The organism is Streptomyces sp. NPDC028305, assembly GCF_055569495.1.
This window is the reverse complement of the sequence record NZ_JBVHTN010000003.1, coordinates 782566-803050: the sequence shown is the minus strand read 5'-3', so window position 1 is coordinate 803050 and position 20485 is coordinate 782566. Positions and strand designations below refer to the sequence as shown.

Genomic DNA, 20485 nt, shown 5'->3' with positions numbered 1-20485 from the left:
CGGGAAGGGGCGGGGAGGGGAAAGGCCCGCCGCAGGCGCGGGGTCCCGGGGCGGAGCCCCGGTGGGGTCACAGCGTGGACCGCAGCCACTGCTCCACGCTCGCGACATGCACCGTCGCCCAGGACCGCGCCGCCTCCACATCCCGATCCCGCAGCGCCCCCAAAATCGCCCGATGCTCATGCAGCGTGCGGCTGACCGCGTCCTCCTGGGTCAGCCCGCGCCAGACCCGGGCGCGCGTCGTCGGCCCGGACAGCCCGTCCAGCAGCGAGCACAGCACCGAGTTCCCGGAGGCCTGGACGATGCCCCGGTGGAAGTCCAGGTCGCATGCGACCAGTTCCTCCACCGAGGGCTCCGGCCCGAGCGCGTCCAGCTGCGCGCCCAGCGCGTCCAGCGTGGCGTCGCTGATCCGGGTGCAGGCCAGCGCCGTGGCCGCGGGCTCCAGGATGCGGCGGACCGCGAGGAACTCCAGCACGGTGTCGTCGCGGTGGAAGTCGACGACGAAGCTCAGCGCCTCCAGCAGCAACTGCGGGTCCAGGCTGGTGACATAGGTCCCGTCGCCCTGGCGCACGTCCAGGATGCGGATCAGCGACAGGGCGCGCACCGCCTCGCGCAGCGAGTTGCGGGACAGGCCGAGCTCGGCGGCGAGTTCGCTCTCCTTCGGGAGCCGGTCACCCGGGCGCAGCGCACCCGAGACGATCATGCCCTTGATCTTTTCGATCGCCTCGTCGGTGACCGCCATGATGGACCTCCCCGGTTCAGACATCCGATGTCTGCCCCCATTATGGCGCCTTCCGTCGCCCGCCCGCCGCTCACCCGAAGCGTTCGATACGGATGCGGTTCACCGGCTGTCCGCCGTCGACCAGGATCCGGGAGGCGTGTTCGGCGAAGCCGTTGCCGCCGCACACATACGCCTCCCAGTCCGCCGCCTGCTCGCCGCCCCGAAGATACGGGGACACATGGGCGGCGGACAGCCGCCCGGCGGTGCGGGTCAGTACGGCCGTGGTCTCCGCGCCGTACTCGTCGGCGTAGAGCAGGTCCTCGCGGGTACGGGCGCTGACGATCAGCCGCAGCGGCACACTCAGCCCACGGCGCCGGTGGTGGCGCACCATCGCCATCAGCGGCACCACCCCCGTGCCCGCGCCCAGCAGCAGCGCGGGCCGGTCGCCGGGCCAGGCGAAGAAGCCGCCGAGCGGGCCGCGCACCTCCACCGTGTCGCCGGGGCGGGCGGTGGTGTGCAGATGGCCGGACACCTCGCCGCCCGCCACATGGCCGACGGTGAGCTCGATGAAGCCCTCGTCCTCGGGCGGGGAGGCCACCGAGTAGTGGCGCGTCGCGGTGTAGCCGTCCGGCGCGGTCAGCCGCACCATGTAGTGCTGGCCCGGCGCATGCGGCGTCCAGTGGGACAGCGCGAGCCGGAAGGTGGTGGCGCGCGGGGTCTCCCGGCGGATCGCGGCGACGCGCGCGGGCTGCCAGCGGGCGGCGGCGCGATTGCTGGGCACGATCCGGCCCGGGACCGCGAACGCGGTGTCGGGCACGAAGGGCGGGGGCACGGCGGGGGCGTCAGTCACCGGCGTAGCGCTCCTCCCGCCACGGGTTGCCGCGCCGGTGGTAGCCGTTCTGCTCCCAGAAGCCGGGCTCGTCGTGGTCGAGCAGCCTCAGCCCGGCGATCCACTTGGCGCTCTTCCAGAAGTACAGGTGCGGCACCAGCAGCCGGGCCGGGCCGCCGTGCTCGGGGGCCAGCGGCCGCCCGTCGTACTCGAAGGCGATCCAGGCCCGGCCGCCGGTCAGATCCGCCAGCTCCAGGTCGGTGGTGTAGCCGGTGTGCGAGTAGGCGATCGCGTGGGTGGCGCCGGCCGTGGGCCCCGCCTGCGCGAGGAGGTCGTCCAGACTGACCCCGGCGAACCGCACCCCGAACTTGGACCAGCCGGTCACACAGTGGATGTCGCCGCGGTACTCCGCGCGCGGCAGCTCCCGCAGCTCCTCGTGGCCCCAGGTGCGGGGCCGGGCCACCAGGCCGTCGATGCGGAAGGTCCAGTCGGCGGCGGCCAGCCGGGGCGTGACCTCGGCGGCGAGTACGGGGAAGGCGTCGCCCGCGTCGTACTGCCCGGGAGGCAGCCGCGGATCGGGGCCGGCGGTACGGGGGCGGCCGGTGAAGCCGCGGGTGGTGCTCATGACGCAAGGAGGCTAGCACCGGCCCGGGCCCGCCGCCCGGGCGTCTCGAAGTGTGGTTCGCGCAGCTCATGTACGGTGGCGCCACCCCCACACCACCCCTCCCGTACGTCCAGGAGCGTCACCCGTGAGCCAGGAACTGCGCGCCGTCGAGTGGGCCGAAGACGGCCTGTGGCTGATCGACCAGACCGCCTTGCCGGACCGGCTGGAGCGGCTCCGCGTCGACGACGTGGACGCCCTGGTGGACGCCATCCAGCGGCTGGTCGTGCGCGGCGCCCCGGCCATCGGCGCCGCCGGGGCGTACGGCGTGGTGGTGGCGCAGCGGCAGGCCGAGCGCGAGGGCTGGGACCGTACGGCGCTCCTGGCCGCCGTCTCGCGCATCCGCGAGGCCCGGCCCACCGCCGTGAACCTGGCCGTCTGCGTGGACCGGGTGCTGCCGCTGCTCGACCGGGGGAGGGACGCGGCGCTGGCCGAGGCGCACGCCGTGCTGCGCGAGGACCAGCTGGCCAACCGCGCCATGGGCGCGTACGGCGCCGACTGGCTGGTGAAGCGGCTGGCCGCGGACCGGCCGCTGCGCCTGCTGACGCACTGCAACACCGGCGCCCTGGCCACCGCGGGCTGGGGCACCGCGCTCGGCGTGGTCCGGGAGCTGCACGCGCGCGGCCTGGTGGAGGTGGTGTACGCGGACGAGACCCGCCCGCTGCTCCAGGGGTCCCGGCTCACCGCCTGGGAGCTGGCCCACGAGGGCATCCCGCACTACGTCCAGGCCGACGGCGCGGCCGCGGGCACGATCCTGCGCGGGGAGGTGGACGCGGCCCTCGTGGGCGCGGACCGCATCGCCGCCAACGGGGACACCGCCAACAAGGTCGGCACCGTCGGCATCGCCCTGGCCTGCGCCGACGCGGGCATCCCGTTCCTGGTCGCGGCCCCGACGACCACCGTCGACCTGGCCACCGGCAGCGGCACGGACATCCACATCGAGCTGCGCGGCGAGCGGGAGGTCCTGGAGTGGGGCGGGGTGCGCACCGCCCCGGCGGCCTCGCGCGGCCACAACCCGGCCTTCGACGTCACCCCCGGACGGCTGGTCACCGCGCTGGTCACCGAGCGCGGTGTGCTGGAGGTGGCGGCGGGGCAACTGCCGGGCGAGCACCTGACCTGACGCCGAGCGGACCGGCGCCCCCTGCCGGGGGGACGCCGGTCCGCCGACGATCACATGGTGCCCGGACGCGCTGTACGCGATCAGAAGGTGAACGGACCCGGCGACTGAGCCGAGGTGGCGGTGCAGTTCACCGTGATGAGGCCGAAGATCACCAGCTTCAGCGACTTGGCCTCGAGGACGTCACCGGTGGCGACCGTGCCCTTGAGCGGGCCGGTGGTCACATCGGACCCGGTCGGAATGGCCGGGTTGGAGCTGCCGGTGAAGGTGGTGGTTCCGGAGCCGTTCTTCGACAGGGTCAGCGTCGAGTTGACCGAGCCGGCCGGAACATCGATCGGCGCCTTGATGGCGGCCGAGGACAGGGTGATGGTCGCGGACGTCCCGCTCTGCGTGGCCGTGAGCGTGGCCAGGCCGGAGCCGTAGGTCCCGCAGTCGGCCGTCAGGGTCGCGGTGGTCGGGGTGACCGCGGTGGCGGTCGGCGCCAGTGCGAGCGCGCCCATGGCCATGCCCGCTGCTCCCAGTGCCGTGCCGATCCCGAGTTTCATGCGTCTCATGGGACTGCCTTCCGGTGTGGGGGAGGTGCCTGCCAGCCGCGTCCTTGGTGGAGCGGCGCACACGAGGCGCGGCGGGATCCCGGCGCGCCCGAGGGCGCGTCGCTGCGTACGTGTGCGCGGTGCGGGGGGTGAGATCGCGCGGGGCTGCGGCTCGGGCCTCGCACAGACCGCCACCGACCCTGACTGACCGTCAGGCGGGGCGCTGTTATTGATGCGCGCGCCACCGAAGAACGCAAGAGCGATTCACTGATTTTTTACTGGCGAGTCAGTTCGCGGGGCCGGAGCGCGCGCGGCGCGCCCCGGCACGAGCGCGGCGCCGGGCTACCGCCCGCCCGCCAGCTCCAGTTCCAGCAGCCACTCCACGACCTCCGTGTGGTGGCGCGCCTGCCGCGGATCCGCGCCCCATACGTACAGCCCGTGTCCGGCGACCACCACCGCCGGCATCCGCGGGTCGCGGGCCTCCTCCAGGCGGTCGCCGAGGACCCGCATGTCCTGGCTGTTGGCGATCACCGGCAGGGTGATCTCCTCGCCCTCCGCCGGGTGGCCCACGCCCTTGAGCATCTCCAGGTCCTTGAACACCAGCCCGCCGGGGTGGCGGCGGCCCAGGGCCACCGAGGCGACGGTGTGCACATGGACCACCGCGCCCGCACCCGTCAGCCGGGCCACACGGGCATGCAGCTCGGCCTCGGCCGAGGGCCTGCCCGGCGCGCGGCCGTCCGGCAGCGGCACCGCCGCGCCCGCCGCGTCCACCAGGACCACATCGGAGGGGGCCAGCTCGCCCTTGTCCCGGCCGCTCGCGGTGACGGCGAGGCGCAGCGGGTCGCGCGAGAGCACCATCGACAGATTGCCGGAGGTGCCGCGCATCCAGCCGAACGACGCGAAGCGCGCCGCCTCGGCCGCCAGCACGGCTCCGGCCCGCTCCAGGTCCTGGTCCGGTCCCTGCTCCAGGTCCGCGGTCTCCGTCACGGGGTGCTCCTTGTGAGAGTGATCTCGTCGAGGCCCGCGGCCTCGGGGTGGTCGCCGACGCCCTGCTCGAAGTACGGCTCGCCGGGCCGCCGTACGCCGACGGTGCGCCAGCCCGCCGCGCGGGCCGCGTCCAGCTCGCCGGGGCGGTCGGAGAGGAAGAGGGTGCGGGCCGGGGCGGTGCCGATGGCCGCGGTGATCGCGGCGTAGGACCCGGGGGACTGCTTGGGGCCCGCGTTCTCCGTGTCGTAGAACCCGTCGAGCAGGGGGATCAGATCCCCCTCGGGCGTGTGGCCGAACCATGCGCGCTGCGCGGCCACCGACCCGGAGGAGTAGATGTGCAGCCGCAGCCCCGCCGCCTGCCAGTGGCGCAGCGCCGGGATGGTGTCGGGGTAGAAGTGCGAGACCAGCTCGCCGCGCGCGAACCCCTCCGACCAGATGATGCCCTGAAGCGTCTTCAGCGGCGTGGCCTTGCGGTCCTCGTCCAGCCACGACCCCAGGATCCGCTCGATCCGGGCGGCGTCGGCCTCCGGCTCGCCCGCCGCCTCGCGGACCTGCTCCGCCGCCCGTCGCACCGCCGGCTCCTGCGCCCGCTCGGCCAGCAGCGCGCCGAACCGCTCGCGCGAGTACGGGTAGAGCACCTCGACGACGAACCCGGTGGCGCTGGTGGTGCCCTCGATGTCGAGCACCACCGACTCGACGCCGGCGAAGGAGACGGCAGGGCTCACGCGGCGGTCCGCCCGGCCTTCAGCGCGTCGAAGTCGGGGAAGCGCAGGGCGATCTCGCTGCCGGTGAAGTTGCCGATCCAGCCGTCCTCCTCGTGGAAGAAGCGGATGGCGGTGAAGGAGGGGGAGACGCCCATGTCGAACCAGTGGGTGGTGCCGCGCGGCACCCCGAGGAGGTCGCCCGCCTCGCACAGCACGGCGTGCACCTCGCCGCCCACGTGCAGATAGAAGACGCCCGCGCCCGCGACGAAGAAGCGGACCTCGTCGTCATCGTCGTGGGTGTGCTCCCTGAGGAACTTCTCGCGCGCCGCCCTGGCCTTCGCGGGCCACTCGGCGTCGTCGCCGGGGTGCAGGGCGACCACGTCGACGGTGGCGAAGGACTCCTCCCCGACCAACTTGTCGATCTCGGCGCGGTACGCGGCGAAGACGGTGTCGCTGTCGGCGTCCTGGGGCACGTCCTCGCGGACGGGCCACCGCTCGTAGCGCACACCGATCGGGGCGAGCGCCGCGGCGATCTCGGCGGGGTCCTCGGTGCGGCGCACCACGGTGTCCGGGCCGGACTCCGGCCAGGTGGTCAGAAGGGTCATCAAGGACTCCAAGCCGGGAGAAGGGAGGGGTTGAAGCCGGATAGTAACCCGGGGCCGACATATCGCGAGGTGTGAGGAAGAACGCGTCTCAGGACGTGAGAAGGAACGCCCTGACCTTTGACGTATGGCTGAAACCGTTCTCATGATGTGGTCATGAAGACGCTGCTGCTCGTTCGGCGGCTGTACGTGGATCTCCATCGGACGACTACGGCCAGCTGTAGCTGACCCTTGCCGCCGTAGTCCTTCCCGTCCCACAACCCGGCACCCCCGTGCCGCCGCATCACCCGGAGATCCCCATGTCCCGCTCCAGACTGCCCCTCGCCGCGGCCTCCCTCGTCTCGCTCACCGCCCTGGTCGCCACCGGCTGCTCCCAGTCCTCCTCCGCCTCGGACACCGGACCCTCCGGGGACACCCCCGCCTCGGCGAAGGCCGCGACCGGCAAGAAGCCCGCGCCCTTCGACCAGGGGAAGGTCAAGGTCGCCCTGGTCCGGCAGAGCGGCGCGGGCGACTACTTCGAGCAGTGGGGCAACGGCGCCAAGGCGCAGGCCAAGGCGCTCGGCATCGACCTCACCGTCTACGACGCCCAGGCGGACAACGCCAAGCAGGCCACCGACCTGTCGGCCGCGATCAACTCCGGGGCTAAGGCGATCATCGTCGACCACGGCTTCCCCTCGACCATCCAGCCGGAGATCGACAAGGCGGTCAAGAAGGGCATCAAGGTCGTCGTCTACGACGTCGAGACCAAGAACCCCGAGGTCATCTCCACCAAGCAGGACGACGCCAGCATGGCCAACGCCGTCCTGGACGTGATGACCAAGGAGCTCGGCGAGAAGGCCGAGGTCGGCTACGTCAACGTCGCCGGATACGCCGCGCTCGACAAGCGCGACAGCGTCTGGAAGAAGCGGCTCACCGACAACGGCTGGAAGCAGGCGTTCAAGGTCGGCAAGGTCACCGACTCCACCGCCACCGACAACGTCCCGCTGGTCAGCGCCGCCCTCACCCAGCACTCCGGCGTCGCGGGCATCTTCGCCCCGTACGACGAGCTGGCCAAGGGCACCGTCCTCGCGGTCCAGAACAAGAAGCTGGCGGGCAAGGTCAAGGTGTTCGGCGCCGATGTCTCCAACGCCGACATCCAGGTCATCACCGCCAAGAACAGCCCCTGGACCGCCACGGCGGGCACCGACCCGTCCGCCGTCGGGGCCGCCGTGGTCCGCACCACCGCCCTGGAACTCGCCGGTCAGCTGACGACCAAGTCGGTCGAGTTCCCGGCCGTCGCGATCACCCGCGACTTCCTGGTGAGCAAGAAGATCCAGAACCTGAACCAGCTGCGCACCGCGCTCCCCGCCCTCAACCTCAGCAAGGTCAGCACGGCGGACTGGATCCCCAATGTCGCCCACTGAGCCGACGGCCGACGCCGACGCCGACTCCGGAGACGGCTCCGCGGCCGGGGACGGCCCCGCGCCGGGCGCCCGCGCGGAGGTGCCCGCGGTCTCGCTGCGCGAGGTCAGCATGGCCTTCGGCGGCAAGCCCGTACTCACCTCGGTGTCCCTGGACATCGCTCCCGGCAGCGTGGTCGCGCTGCTGGGAGCCAACGGGGCGGGCAAGTCCACCCTGATCAAGGTGCTCTCCGGGGTGCACGCGGGACACGGCGGCCGGGTGCTCGTCGGCGGCGAGCCCGCCGCCCTGCCCTCGCCCGCCGCCGCGCACGCCCTGGGCATCCGCACCGTGCACCAGCGGATCGGCGAGGGCGTGGTGCCCGGCCTGTCCGTCGCCGAGAACCTGGTCTTCGAGGAGCTGGCCCAGCGCGGCGGCAACCCCTTCCTGGGCACCCGTCAGGTCCTCGCCCGCGCCCGCGAGATCCAGGACACCCTCGGCCTCGGCTGGTCCACGGACCTGCTGCGCCGCGACGTCGCCGAGCTCGGCATCTCCGACCAGCAGCTGCTGATCCTCGCCCGCGCCCTGTCCACCCGCCCCCGGCTGCTGATCCTCGACGAGCCGACCTCGGCCCTGTCCTCGGCCGAGGCGACGCGGCTGTTCGCGATCGTGGAGCGGCTGCGGGCCGAGGGGATCGCGGTGCTCTATGTGTCCCACCGGCTCGGCGAGATCGACTCCCTCGCCGACCGGCTGGTCGTTCTGCGAGACGGCCGTCTCACCGAAGACCTCTCCCGGCCCTTCGACTGGGACCGCGCGCTGCGCGCCATGCTCGCCCAGCCGCAGGCCGCGACCACCGCCCGGCCGGCCGACGGCCGGCGCGGCGGGGCCGTCGCGCTCTCGCTGCGCGGCGTACCGCTGCTGCCCGGCCGGCTGCCCCAGGACCTCGATCTGCGCGAGGGCGAGGTCACCGGCGTCGTGGGGCTCCTCGGGGCGGGCAAGACCGAGCTGGCGCGCGGGGTGTTCGGCGCCGAGCCGTTCCGCGTGGGGGAGCTGGAGCTGGACGGCGAGCCGTACCGGCCGCGCCGCCCCGCCGACGCCATCCGCCGCGGCGTCCACCTGGTGCCCGAGGACCGGCACGCGGACGCGCTGATCCCCGGCTGGTCCGTGGCGCGCAACATCTCACTGCCCTTCCTGTCCTCCCTCTCCCTCGCCGGACTGGTCCGGGGCGGCCAGGAGGCCGAGCTGGGCCGCCGCACCATCGCCGAACTCGGCGTCGTGGCCCGCGACGAGACCAGCCCCGTCGAGGAGCTCTCCGGCGGAAATCAGCAGAAGGTCGTGGTCGGGCGCTGGCTCGCCGAGCGCCCCCGCGTCCTGATGCTGGACGAGCCGTTCCGAGGCGTGGACATCGGCGCCCGCCGCGACATCGGCCGCCGCGCCCGCGCCCTGGCCGCCGACGGTTCGGCCGTCGTCGTGCTCAGCGCCGACGTGGATGAGGTCCTGGAGGTCGCCGACCGCGTCGTCGTCCTCGCCGACGGGGAGATCCGCCTCGACGCGTACGGCGCCGACGCCGAGCGCGACCAGGTCATCCAGGCCATCTCGGCATCCGTGTGACGCCGCACCGGGGCACCCCGCGCGGCACCACCACAGACCAGCACCACAAGCAGCACGAGACGAAGGAAGAAGCAGGCCCTGCGATGACCCTCACCCCTTCCACCGCCCCACCGGTGACGGCCGGGAAGACGGCCGCGGCGGGCGCCGGTCAGCGCGTCCAGGGCGCCGTCATCAAATACGGCTTCATCTTCGTCACTGTCGCCCTCTTCGCGTTCTTCTCGCTCACCGAGCCCACCTTCCGCGACTCGGCGACGCTCCTGGACACCCTCCGCTATGTCTCCGTCGCCGCCATCCTCGGCCTCGGCGTCACCCTCACCATGGCCGTCGGCGGAATGGACATGTCGGTGGGGGCGGTGGCCGGACTCGGCGTGACCGTCGCCGCCAAGACGATGGTCGTCTACAACCAGGTCGGCACGGTCGCGGTGATCGCGGTGATCGTGGCGGGCGCGCTCGCCGGACTCGTCAACGCCTTGCTGATCGTGGTCCTCAAGGTCCCCGACATGCTGGCCACCCTCGGCACCATGTTCGTCATCCAGGGCCTGAAACTGATCCTCGTCGACGGCCAGTCGATCTCGCCCGGCATGACCCTGGACGACGGCACCACCGCGCCCGGCAAGTTCACCGAGGGCTTTCTGTCCATCGACCGGGGCACCGTCGCCGGGGTGCCCGTCTCGGTGGTCATCTTCGCCGGACTCACCCTCGTCGCCTGGGTCTTCCTCTCCCGCACCCGCTGGGGCCGGGTGCTGTACGCGATCGGGTCGAACCCGGAGGCGACCCGGCTCGCCGGCGTCCGCGTCGGCGCCTACCGCGCCCTCGCCTACGTCCTGTCGGGCGTCCTCGCCTCCATCGGCGGACTGATCCTGGCCTCCAGGATCGGCCAGGGCGATGTCTCCGCCGGCACCTCCCAGCTGCTGGAGGCGGTCGCCGTGGCGCTGGTCGGCACCTCCGTGCTCGGCCGCGGCAAGCCCAACGTCTGGGGGACCGCGCTCGGTGCCGTCCTCATCGGCGTCATCACCACCGGCCTGACCATCAAGGGCCTGCCGTACTACACACAGGACGTGGTCGAGGGCGCGGTGCTGATCCTCGCCCTGGTCTTCAGCTTCACACTGTCCCGAGGAAACCGCCGATGACGCACCCGCCGCACCCCGACACCCCGCCCGCCTACCGGGTCCTGGAGCCCGAGGACATCCCCGGCTATCTGCGGGGCCTGGGCCACTGGAACGGCGACGCCATCGAGGTCCACGAGGTCTCCGACGGCAACATGAACCGGGTGTTCATCGCCCGCACCCCCGACGGCACCCGCAGCCTCGCCGTCAAGCAGGCGCTGCCCTGGGTCCGCGTCGCCGGCCCCTCCTGGCCCATGAGCCCCGCCCGCGCCGACGCCGAGGCCCGCGCCTACCGGCAGGTCGCCGCCGTCGCCCCGGACACCATCCCGGCCATCCACGGCTACGACGCCGGCAACTACGCCCTCACCATGGAGGACATGTCCGATCTGCGGGTGCTGCGGACCCACCTCAACGAGGGCGGGGACTACGGCGAGGTGTCCCGCCACATCGGTGCCTTCGTCGCCGCGCTCTCCTTCGCCACCAGCGACTTCGGCATGGCCTCCGCCACCCGCAAGGAGCTGATCGCCACCTCGGTCAGCCCCGAGCTATGCAAGATCACCGAGGATGTGGTGCTCAGCGAGCCCTATCTCGACCACGAGCACAACCACTGGCACGACAGCCTCGACGACCTCGCCGCCGCCTTCCGCGCCGACCCCGCACTTCGCACCGAGGTCGCGGCCCTGCGGCATGTCTTCATGACCAGCGCCCAGGCGCTGCTGCACGGCGATCTGCACACCGGCAGCGTCATGGTGGGCACCCGTCAGGGCGCCGACGTGGTCCGGGTCTTCGACCCGGAGTTCTCCTTCGTCGGCCCGATCGGCTTCGACCTCGGCCTGTACTGGGGCAACGTCCTCGTCTCCGAGCTGCGCGCCCGGGCGCTCGGCACCCCGGGCGACCACGCCGACCAGCTCGCCCTCAGCTGGGACGCCTTCGAGGCGGAGCTGCGCCGGCTGTGGCCGACCCGGGTCGACACCTTCTTCGACGACGCCTACCTGGACCGCTTTCTGCGCCAGGTGTGGTCGGAGAGCCTGGGCTTCGCCGGTACGGAGATCATCCGCCGCGTCATCGGCTTCGCCCACCTCACCGACCTGACCACCCTGCCCGACCCCGGCCCCGCCTCCCGCCGCGCCCTGCTGCTCGGCCGCGAGCTCATCCTGGGCCGCGACCGCCTCCCGGACGCCGCCGGCGTCCGGGCGCTGGCCGAGCGGGTCGGCACTGCGCCGTAGCGGCCACCGGGGGACGCGGCGAAGGGGAGGCTCCGCAGCGGAGCCTCCCCTTCGGGCCTTATGGGGCCCGGGCCTTATAGGGCCTGTCAGGCCGCGCGGCGGTCCAGCAGCTCCTGGACCCGCGCCCGCACCTCCTCCGTGTCCAGCCCACGGATCGTCAACGTGGTGCGGCGGCGCAGCACATCGTCCGCGGTCTCCGCCCACTCGTGGTCACGGGCGTAGACGACCTGCGCCCAGATCTCCGGGGCGTCCGGGTGGATCCGCTCGCCGAGCGCCGGGTCCTCGTCGGCCAGCCGGGCGATGTCGAAGGAGAGCGAACCGTAGTGCGTCGCCAAGTGGCGCGCGGTGTCCCCGGCCATCCGCGGGCCGGGGGTGCCGCCGTCCACCAGCAGCCGGTGCGCGACCGCGTGCGGGCTGGCCAGGCCCGGCAGCGGCATGTGCTTGGGCAGCCGCGATATGGGCTCCATGTCCTCCGCCAGCGGGTGCCCCGGCAGCTGCGCGAGCTTGTTCATCACGGTGCGGCCTATGTGGCGGAAGGTGGTCCACTTGCCGCCCGCGATGGAGAGCATGCCGCCGCGGCCCTCGGTGACCACGGTCTCCCGCTTGGCCTTGGCGGTGTCCCCGGGGCCGCCGGGCAGCACCCGCAGCCCGGCGAACGAGTAGGTGATCAGGTCGCGGGACAGCTGCTGGTCCCGGATGGAGAAGGCGGCCTCGTCGAGGATCTGGGCGATGTCCTTCTCGTTCACCCGCACCTCGGCCGGGTCGCCCTCGTACGCCTCGTCGGTGGTGCCGAGCAGCAGCATGTCCTCCCAGGGGAGGGCGAAGGTGATGCGGTACTTGTCGATCGGCGTGGCCAGCGCGGCCCGCCACGGGGAGGTGCGCCCCAGCACCAGGTGCGCGCCCTTGGAGAGCCGGATGGACGGGGCCGCGTTCGGGTCCTCCATCGCGCGCAGGTGGTCCACCCACGGGCCCGTGGCGTTCAGCACCAGGCGGGCGTTCACCCCGAACTCGGTGCCGTCCAGGCGGTCCTTGAGCTCCGCTCCGGTGACGCGGCCGTCGGTCGTCCGCAGCCCCACCACCTCGGCGTGGTTGAGCACGGTCGCACCCGCCTCGACCGCCGCCCGCACCGTCATCAGGGCCATGCGGCTGTCGTTCATCTGGCCGTCGCCGTAGACCGCGACCGCCTTGAGGCCGTCGGTGCGCAGCTCGGGGACGTCCCGCACGGCCTTGTCGGGGCTGATGACATGGCCGACGCCGTCCCGGAAGGCGGAGAGCGCCGAGTAGGCGAACACGCCCGCGCCGAGCTTGGCCGCGCCGTGCGGGCCGCCCTTGTAGACCGGCAGATAGAAGGTGAGCGGGTTCGCCAGGTGGGGGGCGACGCTGCGGGAGACCGCGCGTCGCTCGAAGTGGTTCTCGGCGACCAGCTTGACCGCGCCGGTCTGGAGATAGCGCAGCCCGCCGTGGAGCAGCTTGGAGGAGGCCGAGGAGGTGGCGCCGGCGAAGTCGCCGGCGTCCACCATGGCCACCCGCAGTCCCGACTGCGCCGCGTGCCAGGCAGTGGTGATGCCCAGGATGCCGCCGCCGATCACCAGGAGGTCGTGCGTTGCCCTGGTCAGCCTCTCCCGGGTCTCGGCGCGGCTCGGCAGGGGGTGCCTCCCAGCGGCGGCTGGAAGGGAACCGGCAGCCGGGTGCGTCCCGAGTGCCGGGGCGCTCTGCGGGGTGGTCATTGCTTACTCCTCGTCTTCGATCCAGCCCATGGTCCGCTGCACGGCCTTGAGCCAGTTCTTGTACTCGCGGTCGCGGACTTCCGCGTCCATGCGGGGGGTCCACTCGGCGGCGCGGCGCCAGTTGGCGCGCAGCGCGTCGGTGTCCGGCCAGAAGCCGACGGCGAGACCGGCGGCGTAGGCGGCGCCGAGGCAGGTGGTCTCGGCGACCATCGGCCGCACCACGGGTGCGTCCAGGACGTCGGAGAGCGTCTGCATCAGCAGGTTGTTGGAGGTCATGCCGCCGTCGACCTTGAGCGCGGTGAGTTCGACGCCGGAGTCCTTGGTCATCGCGTCGACGATCTCGCGGGTCTGCCAGGCGGTGGCCTCGAGCACGGCGCGGGCGATGTGCGCCTTGGTGACATAGCGGGTCAGACCCGCGATGACGCCACGCGCGTCGTCACGCCAGTAGGGGGCGAACAGACCGGAGAAGGCGGGCACGAAGTAGGCGCCGCCGTTGTCCTCGACCGAGCTGGCCAGGGTCTCGATCTCGGCCGCGCTGTTGATCAGCCCCATCTGGTCGCGCATCCACTGCACCAGCGAGCCGGTGACGGCGATCGAGCCCTCGAGGGCGTAGACCGGCTTCTGGTCGCCGATGCGGTAGCCGACGGTGGTCAGCAGGCCGTTGTACGAGTTGACCGGCTTGGCGCCGGTGTTCATCAGCAGGAACGTTCCGGTGCCATAGGTCGACTTGGCCTCGCCCTCGGAGAAACAGGTCTGGCCGAAGAGGGCGGCCTGCTGGTCACCGAGCGCCGAGGCCACCGGCACGCCCGCCAGGACGCCCTCGGCGGTGGTCCCGTACACCTCGGCGGAGGAGCGGATCTCGGGCAGCACGGCCGCCGGGATCTCCATCGAGGACAGGATGCGCTCGTCCCAGTCGAGGGTCTGGAGGTTCATCAGCAGGGTGCGCGAGGCGTTGGTGACGTCGGTGACGTGCACGCCCCCGTCGGTGCCGCCGGTGAGGTTCCAGATCACCCAGGAGTCCATGGTGCCGAAGAGGATCTCGCCGGCCTCCGCGCGCTCGCGCAGCCCCTCGACGTTGTCGAGCAGCCAGCGGATCTTCGGGCCCGCGAAGTACGAGGCGAGCGGCAGGCCGGTCTCCCGGCGGAACCGGTCCTGGCCGACGTTGCGGCCGAGCTCCCTGCACAGGGCGTCGGTGCGGGTGTCCTGCCAGACGATGGCGTTGTGCACCGGCTCGCCGGTGTTCTTGTCCCACAGCAGCGTGGTCTCACGCTGGTTGGTGATGCCGATCGCCTTCACATCGGCGGAGGTGATGCCGGCCTTGCTGATGGCCCCGTCGACGACTTCCCGGACGTTCTCCCAGATCTCGGTCGCGTTGTGTTCGACCCAGCCGGGCTTGGGGAAGATCTGCTCGTGCTCCTTCTGATCGACCGAGACGATGCGGCCGTCCCGGTCGAAGACGATGCAACGGCTCGAGGTGGTGCCCTGGTCGATCGCTGCGATAAACGGGCCGGTGGAGTGGGTGTCGGTCATGGTGTGCGGCTCTCCTGCGCGTCAAGAGGGGGTGGGGTTTGAGAGTGGGGCTAGGCGAAGGCGATCTCGTAGATGCCGCCGGCGATGGCGCCGCCGATGAGCGGGCCGACGACGGGGATCCAGGCGTAGCCCCAGTCCGAGCCGCCCTTGTTGGGCAGCGGCAGGAGGGCGTGGGCGATGCGGGGCCCGAGGTCACGGGCGGGGTTGATGGCGTAGCCGGTCGGACCGCCGAGCGAGAGGCCGATGCCGACGACGACCAGCGAGGTGATCAGGACGCCGATGACGCCCAGGCCGTGGCCGTCCCCGTTCAGACCCTGGGTGAGGATGGCCAGCACCAGCACGGTCGTGGCGATGATCTCGGTGGCCAGGTTCTGCACCGTGTTGCGGATCTCGGGGCCGGTGGAGAAGACGCCGAGCACCGGGCCGGCGTCGGTCTTCGCCTGGGCCGCGGCCTTGGCCGTGTCCTGGGCGCCCGGGCCGCCGACGATCTCGCGGTCGGTCAGATGCGCCTGGAAGTGGCCCATGTAGGCGACCCACACCAAGGTGGCCCCGATGATGGCGCCGGTCATCTGACCGAGCACATAGATCGGCACATCGCTCCACTCCGTGCCGCCCTCGATCGCGAGGCCCAGCGTCACGGCGGGGTTCAGATGTGCCCCGGACAGGGGGGCCGAGATATACGCGCCGGTCAGCACGGCGAAACCCCACCCGAAGGTGATGGCCAGCCACCCCGCGCCGAACGCCTTGGAGCGCTTCAAGACAACGCCGGCGACGACACCACCGCCGAGCAGGATGAGAACGGCGGTACCGATGGTCTCGCCGATGAAGATGTCGGAGCTGGACACCCGCGACTCCTTTGTCCTTCGTCCAGATGGACACCGGGAAGCGCTGCACCACGGGGGTCAACCGGTGGCCCGCGCCCCTCGGTGAGGGGCTGGTCGGCCCGCGGCGAGTTACACCCTAGCGAATATTGTCGTCAGATGTTCGACAATGCCGACCGACGAACGGCAGTTTTCTGCACGGTGAAGGCTGAGGTCAAGGGTCGTGTGACTGAAAACTCGTACCGGGGTGAACGGGCGTGAACCGGCTGATACCGAGCGGTAACTCTCAGAAGCGGCTGGCGCCCAGATCGCGCGAGACGGCCCGCGCGCAGTCCCGTACCGCGGCGACCAGATCGGAGCGCAGCTCGCCCTCCTTGCAGACCCGCTCCACCGCGCCCGCGACGCCCACCGCGCCCACCGGCATCCGCCGCCGGTTGTGGATCGGGGCGGCGATCGACGCGACGCCCTCCCAGGTCTCCTCCACGTCCGAGCCCCAGCCGCGCGCCCGGGTCAGGTCCAGGACGGACTCGAAGCCGGTCATGGAGGTCACCGTGCGGGGGGTGAACGCCTCGCGCTCGGCCTCGACCGCCTCGCTGTGCGCCACCGGGTCGTACGCGGACAGCACCTTGCCCAGGGCCGTGGAGTGCAGCGGCTGCATCGCGCCGACCTCCAGCACCTGGCGGCTGTCGTCGGGGCGGAACACGTGGTGGACGATGAGCACGCCCTGCTGGTGCAGCACGCCCAGATACACGCTCTCCCCGCTGGAGCGGGCCAGGTCGTCGGTCCACACCAGGGCGCGGGCGCGCAGCTCGTGCACGTCCAGATAGCTGTTGCCCAGACGCAGCAGCTCGGCGCCGAGCTGATAGCGGCCCGACGCCTCGTCCTGCTCGACGAAGCCCTCCTGCTGGAGCGTGCGCAGGATGCCGTGCGCGGTGCCCTTGGCCAGCCCCAGCGAGGAGGCGATGTCGGACAGGCCCAGACGGCGCTCGCCCCCGGCGAGCAGCCGTAGCATCGCGGCAGCTCGCTCGAGCGACTGGATGGTCCGTGCCATCGCGCACCCCTCCTGACACTACGGTTCGACAATGCTGAACACTATCGGTCCATGTCGACCCCGCGGTACAGCGGGGAAAGGGTAAACGATCAAAAGGTGCCCCGTGGACGGCACCCCCTCGGCCCCTCACAAGATGTCCCGCCAGATGGAACAGCCCGCGCCGGAAGCCCCCCGGCGGCTACGCTGGCCTGGTGCGCCCTCCGGGAGGAGGGCGCAAAGCCGACAGCCGTCGCACCTCAGGGAGCTCACCCATGGCCTCGCACACGCCCACCTCCATCCCCACCGACTCCGCCGCCCGAGTCGGCGCCCTCCGCGAGGCCCTCGCCACCCGGGTGGTGGTCGCGGACGGCGCGATGGGCACCATGCTCCAGGCCCAGGACCCCACCCTCGAGGACTTCCAGCAGCTCGAGGGGTGCAACGAGATCCTCAACGTCACCCGCCCCGACATCGTCCGTTCGGTCCACTCGGCCTACTTCGAGGCCGGCGTCGACTGCGTGGAGACCAACACCTTCGGCGCAAACCACTCGGCGCTGGGCGAATACGAGATCTCGGACCGGGTGTACGAGCTGTCCGAAGCGGGCGCCCGGGTCGCCCGCGAGGTCGCCGACGGCTTCGCGGCCGACGGCCGCCCCCGCTGGGTGCTCGGCTCGATCGGCCCCGGCACCAAGCTGCCGACGCTGGGCCACGCCCCGTACACCGTGCTGCGCGACGCCTACCAGCGGAACGCCGAGGGCCTGATCGCCGGCGGCGCGGACGCCCTGCTGGTGGAGACCACCCAGGACCTGCTCCAGACCAAGGCGTCGGTCCTCGGCGCCCGCCGCGCCCTGGACGCCCTGGGCACCCACGTCCCGGTGATCTGCTCGGTGACGGTGGAGACCACCGGCACCATGCTGCTCGGCTCGGAGATCGGCGCGGCGCTCACCGCGCTGGAGCCGCTGGGCATCGACATGATCGGCCTGAACTGCGCGACCGGCCCGGCCGAGATGAGCGAGCACCTGCGCTATCTGGCCCGCCACTCCCGTATCCCGCTGTCCTGCATGCCGAACGCCGGCCTGCCGGTGCTGGGCAAGGACGGGGCGCACTACCCGCTCACCCCGGCCGAGCTGGCCGACGCCCAGGAGACGTTCGTGCGCGAGTACGGGCTGTCGCTGGTCGGCGGCTGCTGTGGCACCACGCCCGAGCATCTGCGCCAGGTCGTGGAGCGGGTCCGCGAGCTGACCCCCACCGAGCGCACGCCCCGCCCCGAGCCCGGCGCCGCCTCCCTCTACCAGACGGTGCCGTTCCGCCAGGACACCTCGTACCTGGCGATCGGCGAGCGGACCAACGCCAACGGCTCCAAGAAGTTCCGCGAGGCCATGCTGGAGGGCCGCTGGGACGACTGTGTGGAGATGGCCCGGGAGCAGATCCGCGAAGGCGCCCATCTCCTCGACCTGTGTGTGGACTACGTCGGCCGGGACGGCGTCGCCGACATGGAGGAGCTGGCCGGCCGCTTCGCCACCGCCTCCACCCTGCCCCTCGTGCTGGACTCCACCGAGGTCGACGTCATCCGCGCGGGCCTGGAGAAGCTGGGCGGCCGCGCGGTCATCAACTCCGTCAACTACGAGGACGGCGACGGCCCCGAGTCACGCTTCGCCAAGGTCACCCGTCTGGCCCAGGAGCACGGCGCCGCGCTGATCGCGCTCACCATCGACGAGGAGGGCCAGGCCCGCACCCCGGAGAAGAAGGTCGAGATCGCCGAGCGGCTGATCGCCGACCTGACCGGCAACTGGGGCATCCACGAGGCGGACATCCTCATCGACACCCTGACCTTCACCATCTGCACCGGCCAGGAGGAGTCCCGCAAGGACGGCATCGCCACCATCGAGGCGATCCGCGAGCTCAAGCGCCGCCACCCGGATGTGCAGACCACGCTGGGCCTGTCCAACATCTCCTTCGGCCTCAACCCCGCCGCCCGCATCCTGCTCAACTCCGTCTTCCTCGACGAGTGCGTCAAGGCGGGCCTCGACTCGGCGATCGTGCACGCGAGCAAGATTCTTCCGATCGCGCGCTTCGACGAGGAGCAGGTCACCACCGCCCTCGACCTGATCTACGACCGCCGCTCCGAGGGCTACGACCCGCTCCAGAAGCTGATGGCGCTGTTCGAGGGCGCCACCGCCAAGTCCCTGAAGGCCGGCAAGGCCGAGGAGCTGGCCGCCCTGCCGCTGGAGGAGCGCCTCAAGCGCCGCATCATCGACGGCGAGCGCAACGGCCTGGAGGCCGACCTGGACGAGGCCCTCCAGGAGCGGCCCGCCCTGGACATCGTCAACGAGACCCTGCTGGACGGCATGAAGGTCGTCGGCGACCTCTTCGGCTCCGGGCAGATGCAGCTGCCGTTCGTCCTCCAGTCCGCCGAGGTGATGAAGGCGGCGGTGGCGCACCTGGAGCCGCACATGGAGAAGGCCGAGGACGGCGAGGACGCGGGCAAGGGCACCATCGTGCTCGCCACGGTCCGCGGCGACGTCCATGACATCGGCAAGAACCTCGTCGACATCATCCTGTCCAACAACGGCTACAACGTGGTCAACCTGGGCATCAAGCAGCCGGTCTCGGCGATCCTGGACGCCGCCCAGGAGCACCGCGCCGATGTGATCGGCATGTCCGGGCTGCTGGTGAAGTCCACGGTGATCATGAAGGAGAACCTGGAGGAGCTCAACCAGCGCAAGCTCGCGGCCGAGTACCCCGTCATCCTCGGCGGGGCGGCGCTGACCCGGGCGTATGTCGAGCAGGACCTGCACGAGATCTACGAGGGCGAGGTCCGCTACGCCCGCGACGCCTTCGAGGGCCTGCGGCTGATGGACGCCCTGGTCGCCGTCAAGCGGGGCGTGCCGGGCGCGTCCCTGCCCGAGCTCAAGCAGCGCCGCGTGGCCAAGCGCGCGGCGGCGGTGGAGGTGGCGGAGCCCGAGCAGGGGCCGGTGCGCTCCGATGTGGCCACCGACAACCCGGTGCCCACCCCGCCCTTCTGGGGCAGCCGCGTGGTCAAGGGCATCCAGCAGGCGGACTACGCGTCCTGGCTGGACGAGGGCGCGCTGTTCAAGGGCCAGTGGGGCCTCAAGCAGGCCCGTACCGGCGACGGGCCGAGCTACGAGGAGCTGGCCGAGACCGAGGGGCGGCCGCGGCTGCGCGGCTGGCTCGACAAGCTGCACACCGAGAACCTGCTGGAGGCGGCCGTCGTCTACGGCTACTACCGGTGTGTGTCCAAGGGCGACGACCTGGTGCTGCTGCACGACGACGGCAGCGAGCTGACCCGCTTCACCTTCCCGCGCCAGCGGCGCGGCCGCCGCCTGTGCCTGGCGGACTTCTTCCGCCCGGAGGAGTCCGGCGAGACCGATGTGGTCGGGCTCCAGGTCGTCACCGTCGGATCGAAGATCGGCGAGGCCACCGCCGAGCTGTTCGCCGCCGACTCCTACCGCGACTACCTGGAGCTCCACGGGCTGTCCGTCCAGCTGGCGGAGGCGCTCGCCGAATACTGGCACGCACGGGTGCGCGCCGAGCTGGGCTTCGCGTCCGAGGACCCCGAGGACGTCACGGACATGTTCGACCTCAAGTACCGGGGCGCGCGCTTCTCGCTGGGCTACGGCGCCTGCCCGGACCTGGAGGACCGGGCGAAGATCGCCGACCTGCTGCGCCCGGAGCGGATCGGGGTCAAGCTCTCCGAGGAGTTCCAGCTGCACCCCGAGCAGTCCACCGACGCGATCGTCATCCACCACCCCGAGGCCAAGTACTTCAACGCGCGGTAACGCGCCCGGCGCGCTCCGCGACGCCCGCCGGGAAGCCGCCGGGCGTCGCGGAGCGCGCCGACGTACACTGGTCGATCCGGTAGAGGCCGGTCGTCTTCCGAATCGCGGA

17 protein-coding genes are annotated in these 20485 nt (G+C 72.0%); 6 read left to right on the top strand and 11 right to left on the bottom strand.

The genetic code is table 11. The annotated features are described in order from the left end of the window. Positions 1-67: 67 nt before the first annotated feature. From ACZ4WQ_RS15020 to ACZ4WQ_RS15010, 3 genes are all read right to left on the bottom strand, one after another. A complete protein-coding gene (locus tag ACZ4WQ_RS15020; RefSeq protein ID WP_311725274.1) occupies positions 68-739 on the bottom strand; it encodes a FadR/GntR family transcriptional regulator in 672 nt (223 codons plus the stop codon). Positions 740-809: 70 nt separating this feature from the next. After that, on the bottom strand, positions 810-1568 hold the full coding sequence (locus ACZ4WQ_RS15015) for a ferredoxin reductase (RefSeq protein WP_468022214.1): 759 nt from the start codon (positions 1566-1568) through the stop codon (positions 810-812). Then, positions 1561-2172: a sulfite oxidase-like oxidoreductase gene (locus ACZ4WQ_RS15010; RefSeq protein WP_311725275.1), complete on the bottom strand. Its 612-nt coding sequence runs from the start codon at positions 2170-2172 to the stop codon at positions 1561-1563. The genes ACZ4WQ_RS15015 and ACZ4WQ_RS15010 overlap by 8 nt, the downstream gene beginning before the upstream one ends. A 124-nt stretch (positions 2173-2296) precedes the next feature. On the opposite strand from ACZ4WQ_RS15010, the gene mtnA reads away from it, so the two are divergent. Beyond that, the gene (gene mtnA / locus ACZ4WQ_RS15005; RefSeq protein ID WP_311725276.1) at positions 2297-3328 is read left to right on the top strand and encodes an S-methyl-5-thioribose-1-phosphate isomerase; all 1032 of its coding nucleotides are present in this window, start codon (positions 2297-2299) and stop codon (positions 3326-3328) included. An 80-nt stretch (positions 3329-3408) separates the two neighbouring features. On the opposite strand, the gene ACZ4WQ_RS15000 is transcribed toward mtnA, so the two are convergent. The 4 genes from ACZ4WQ_RS15000 to ACZ4WQ_RS14985 all read right to left on the bottom strand — a co-directional run bounded on the left by ACZ4WQ_RS15000 (position 3409) and on the right by ACZ4WQ_RS14985 (position 6154). After that, complete coding sequence (locus tag ACZ4WQ_RS15000) at positions 3409-3879, bottom strand: hypothetical protein (RefSeq protein ID WP_311725277.1); 471 nt, start codon at positions 3877-3879, stop codon at positions 3409-3411. A 321-nt stretch (positions 3880-4200) separates the two neighbouring features. Further along, positions 4201-4845, bottom strand: a complete 645-nt coding sequence (gene mtnB / locus ACZ4WQ_RS14995; protein ID WP_311725278.1) for a methylthioribulose 1-phosphate dehydratase — start codon at positions 4843-4845, stop codon at positions 4201-4203. Further along, positions 4842-5570, bottom strand: coding sequence for an acireductone synthase (gene mtnC, locus ACZ4WQ_RS14990; protein ID WP_468022213.1), 729 nt, complete (start codon positions 5568-5570; stop codon positions 4842-4844). Before mtnC ends, mtnB begins: the two co-directional genes overlap by 4 nt. Next, the gene (locus tag ACZ4WQ_RS14985; RefSeq protein ID WP_385351188.1) at positions 5567-6154 is read right to left on the bottom strand and encodes a 1,2-dihydroxy-3-keto-5-methylthiopentene dioxygenase; all 588 of its coding nucleotides are present in this window, start codon (positions 6152-6154) and stop codon (positions 5567-5569) included. Before ACZ4WQ_RS14985 ends, mtnC begins: the two co-directional genes overlap by 4 nt. A gap of 296 nt (positions 6155-6450) precedes the next feature. Here ACZ4WQ_RS14985 and ACZ4WQ_RS14980 point away from each other — a divergent pair, with 296 nt between their 5' ends. The 4 genes from ACZ4WQ_RS14980 (at position 6451) to mtnK (ending at position 11471) form a co-directional block, all read left to right on the top strand. Further along, complete coding sequence (locus ACZ4WQ_RS14980) at positions 6451-7554, top strand: substrate-binding domain-containing protein (RefSeq protein ID WP_468022212.1); 1104 nt, start codon at positions 6451-6453, stop codon at positions 7552-7554. Further along, on the top strand, positions 7541-9139 hold the full coding sequence (locus ACZ4WQ_RS14975; protein ID WP_468022211.1) for a sugar ABC transporter ATP-binding protein: 1599 nt from the start codon (positions 7541-7543) through the stop codon (positions 9137-9139). Before ACZ4WQ_RS14980 ends, ACZ4WQ_RS14975 begins: the two co-directional genes overlap by 14 nt. 83 nt (positions 9140-9222) lie before the next feature. Beyond that, positions 9223-10269, top strand: coding sequence for an ABC transporter permease (locus ACZ4WQ_RS14970; protein ID WP_311725282.1), 1047 nt, complete (start codon positions 9223-9225; stop codon positions 10267-10269). Continuing rightward, the gene (gene mtnK / locus ACZ4WQ_RS14965; protein ID WP_398371918.1) at positions 10266-11471 is read left to right on the top strand and encodes an S-methyl-5-thioribose kinase; all 1206 of its coding nucleotides are present in this window, start codon (positions 10266-10268) and stop codon (positions 11469-11471) included. Before ACZ4WQ_RS14970 ends, mtnK begins: the two co-directional genes overlap by 4 nt. Positions 11472-11557: 86 nt before the next feature. Here mtnK and ACZ4WQ_RS14960 read toward each other — a convergent pair whose 3' ends face one another. The 4 genes from ACZ4WQ_RS14960 to ACZ4WQ_RS14945 all read right to left on the bottom strand — a co-directional run bounded on the left by ACZ4WQ_RS14960 (position 11558) and on the right by ACZ4WQ_RS14945 (position 16600). Beyond that, positions 11558-13198 carry a glycerol-3-phosphate dehydrogenase/oxidase gene (locus ACZ4WQ_RS14960; RefSeq protein ID WP_358845558.1) on the bottom strand — a complete coding sequence of 547 codons (1641 nt, stop codon included), beginning with the start codon at positions 13196-13198 and terminating at the stop codon, positions 11558-11560. A 3-nt stretch (positions 13199-13201) separates the two neighbouring features. Next, positions 13202-14728, bottom strand: a complete 1527-nt coding sequence (gene glpK, locus ACZ4WQ_RS14955; protein WP_311725285.1) for a glycerol kinase GlpK — start codon at positions 14726-14728, stop codon at positions 13202-13204. 50 nt (positions 14729-14778) lie between these two features. After that, positions 14779-15573, bottom strand: a complete 795-nt coding sequence (locus tag ACZ4WQ_RS14950; RefSeq protein ID WP_311725286.1) for an MIP/aquaporin family protein — start codon at positions 15571-15573, stop codon at positions 14779-14781. Positions 15574-15835: 262 nt separating this feature from the next. Continuing rightward, positions 15836-16600 carry an IclR family transcriptional regulator gene (locus ACZ4WQ_RS14945; RefSeq protein ID WP_311725287.1) on the bottom strand — a complete coding sequence of 255 codons (765 nt, stop codon included), beginning with the start codon at positions 16598-16600 and terminating at the stop codon, positions 15836-15838. A gap of 251 nt (positions 16601-16851) precedes the next feature. On the opposite strand from ACZ4WQ_RS14945, the gene metH reads away from it, so the two are divergent. After that, positions 16852-20376 carry a methionine synthase gene (metH, locus tag ACZ4WQ_RS14940; protein WP_398371922.1) on the top strand — a complete coding sequence of 1175 codons (3525 nt, stop codon included), beginning with the start codon at positions 16852-16854 and terminating at the stop codon, positions 20374-20376. The last annotated feature ends 109 nt before the right edge of the window (positions 20377-20485 follow it).

Coding starts and splice junctions, on each gene's coding strand:
- ACZ4WQ_RS15020 (WP_311725274.1), bottom strand. CDS start 739: ATGGCGGTCACCGACGAGGCGATCGAAAAGATCAAGGGCATGATCGTC.
- ACZ4WQ_RS15010 (WP_311725275.1), bottom strand. CDS start 2,172: ATGAGCACCACCCGCGGCTTCACCGGCCGCCCCCGTACCGCCGGCCCC.
- ACZ4WQ_RS15000 (WP_311725277.1), bottom strand. CDS start 3,879: ATGAGACGCATGAAACTCGGGATCGGCACGGCACTGGGAGCAGCGGGC.
- ACZ4WQ_RS14985 (WP_385351188.1), bottom strand. CDS start 6,154: ATGACCCTTCTGACCACCTGGCCGGAGTCCGGCCCGGACACCGTGGTG.
- ACZ4WQ_RS14980 (WP_468022212.1), top strand. CDS start 6,451: ATGTCCCGCTCCAGACTGCCCCTCGCCGCGGCCTCCCTCGTCTCGCTC.
- ACZ4WQ_RS14975 (WP_468022211.1), top strand. CDS start 7,541: ATGTCGCCCACTGAGCCGACGGCCGACGCCGACGCCGACTCCGGAGAC.
- ACZ4WQ_RS14970 (WP_311725282.1), top strand. CDS start 9,223: ATGACCCTCACCCCTTCCACCGCCCCACCGGTGACGGCCGGGAAGACG.
- mtnK (WP_398371918.1), top strand. CDS start 10,266: ATGACGCACCCGCCGCACCCCGACACCCCGCCCGCCTACCGGGTCCTG.
- ACZ4WQ_RS14960 (WP_358845558.1), bottom strand. CDS start 13,198: ATGACCACCCCGCAGAGCGCCCCGGCACTCGGGACGCACCCGGCTGCC.
- glpK (WP_311725285.1), bottom strand. CDS start 14,728: ATGACCGACACCCACTCCACCGGCCCGTTTATCGCAGCGATCGACCAG.
- ACZ4WQ_RS14945 (WP_311725287.1), bottom strand. CDS start 16,600: ATGGCACGGACCATCCAGTCGCTCGAGCGAGCTGCCGCGATGCTACGG.
- metH (WP_398371922.1), top strand. CDS start 16,852: ATGGCCTCGCACACGCCCACCTCCATCCCCACCGACTCCGCCGCCCGA.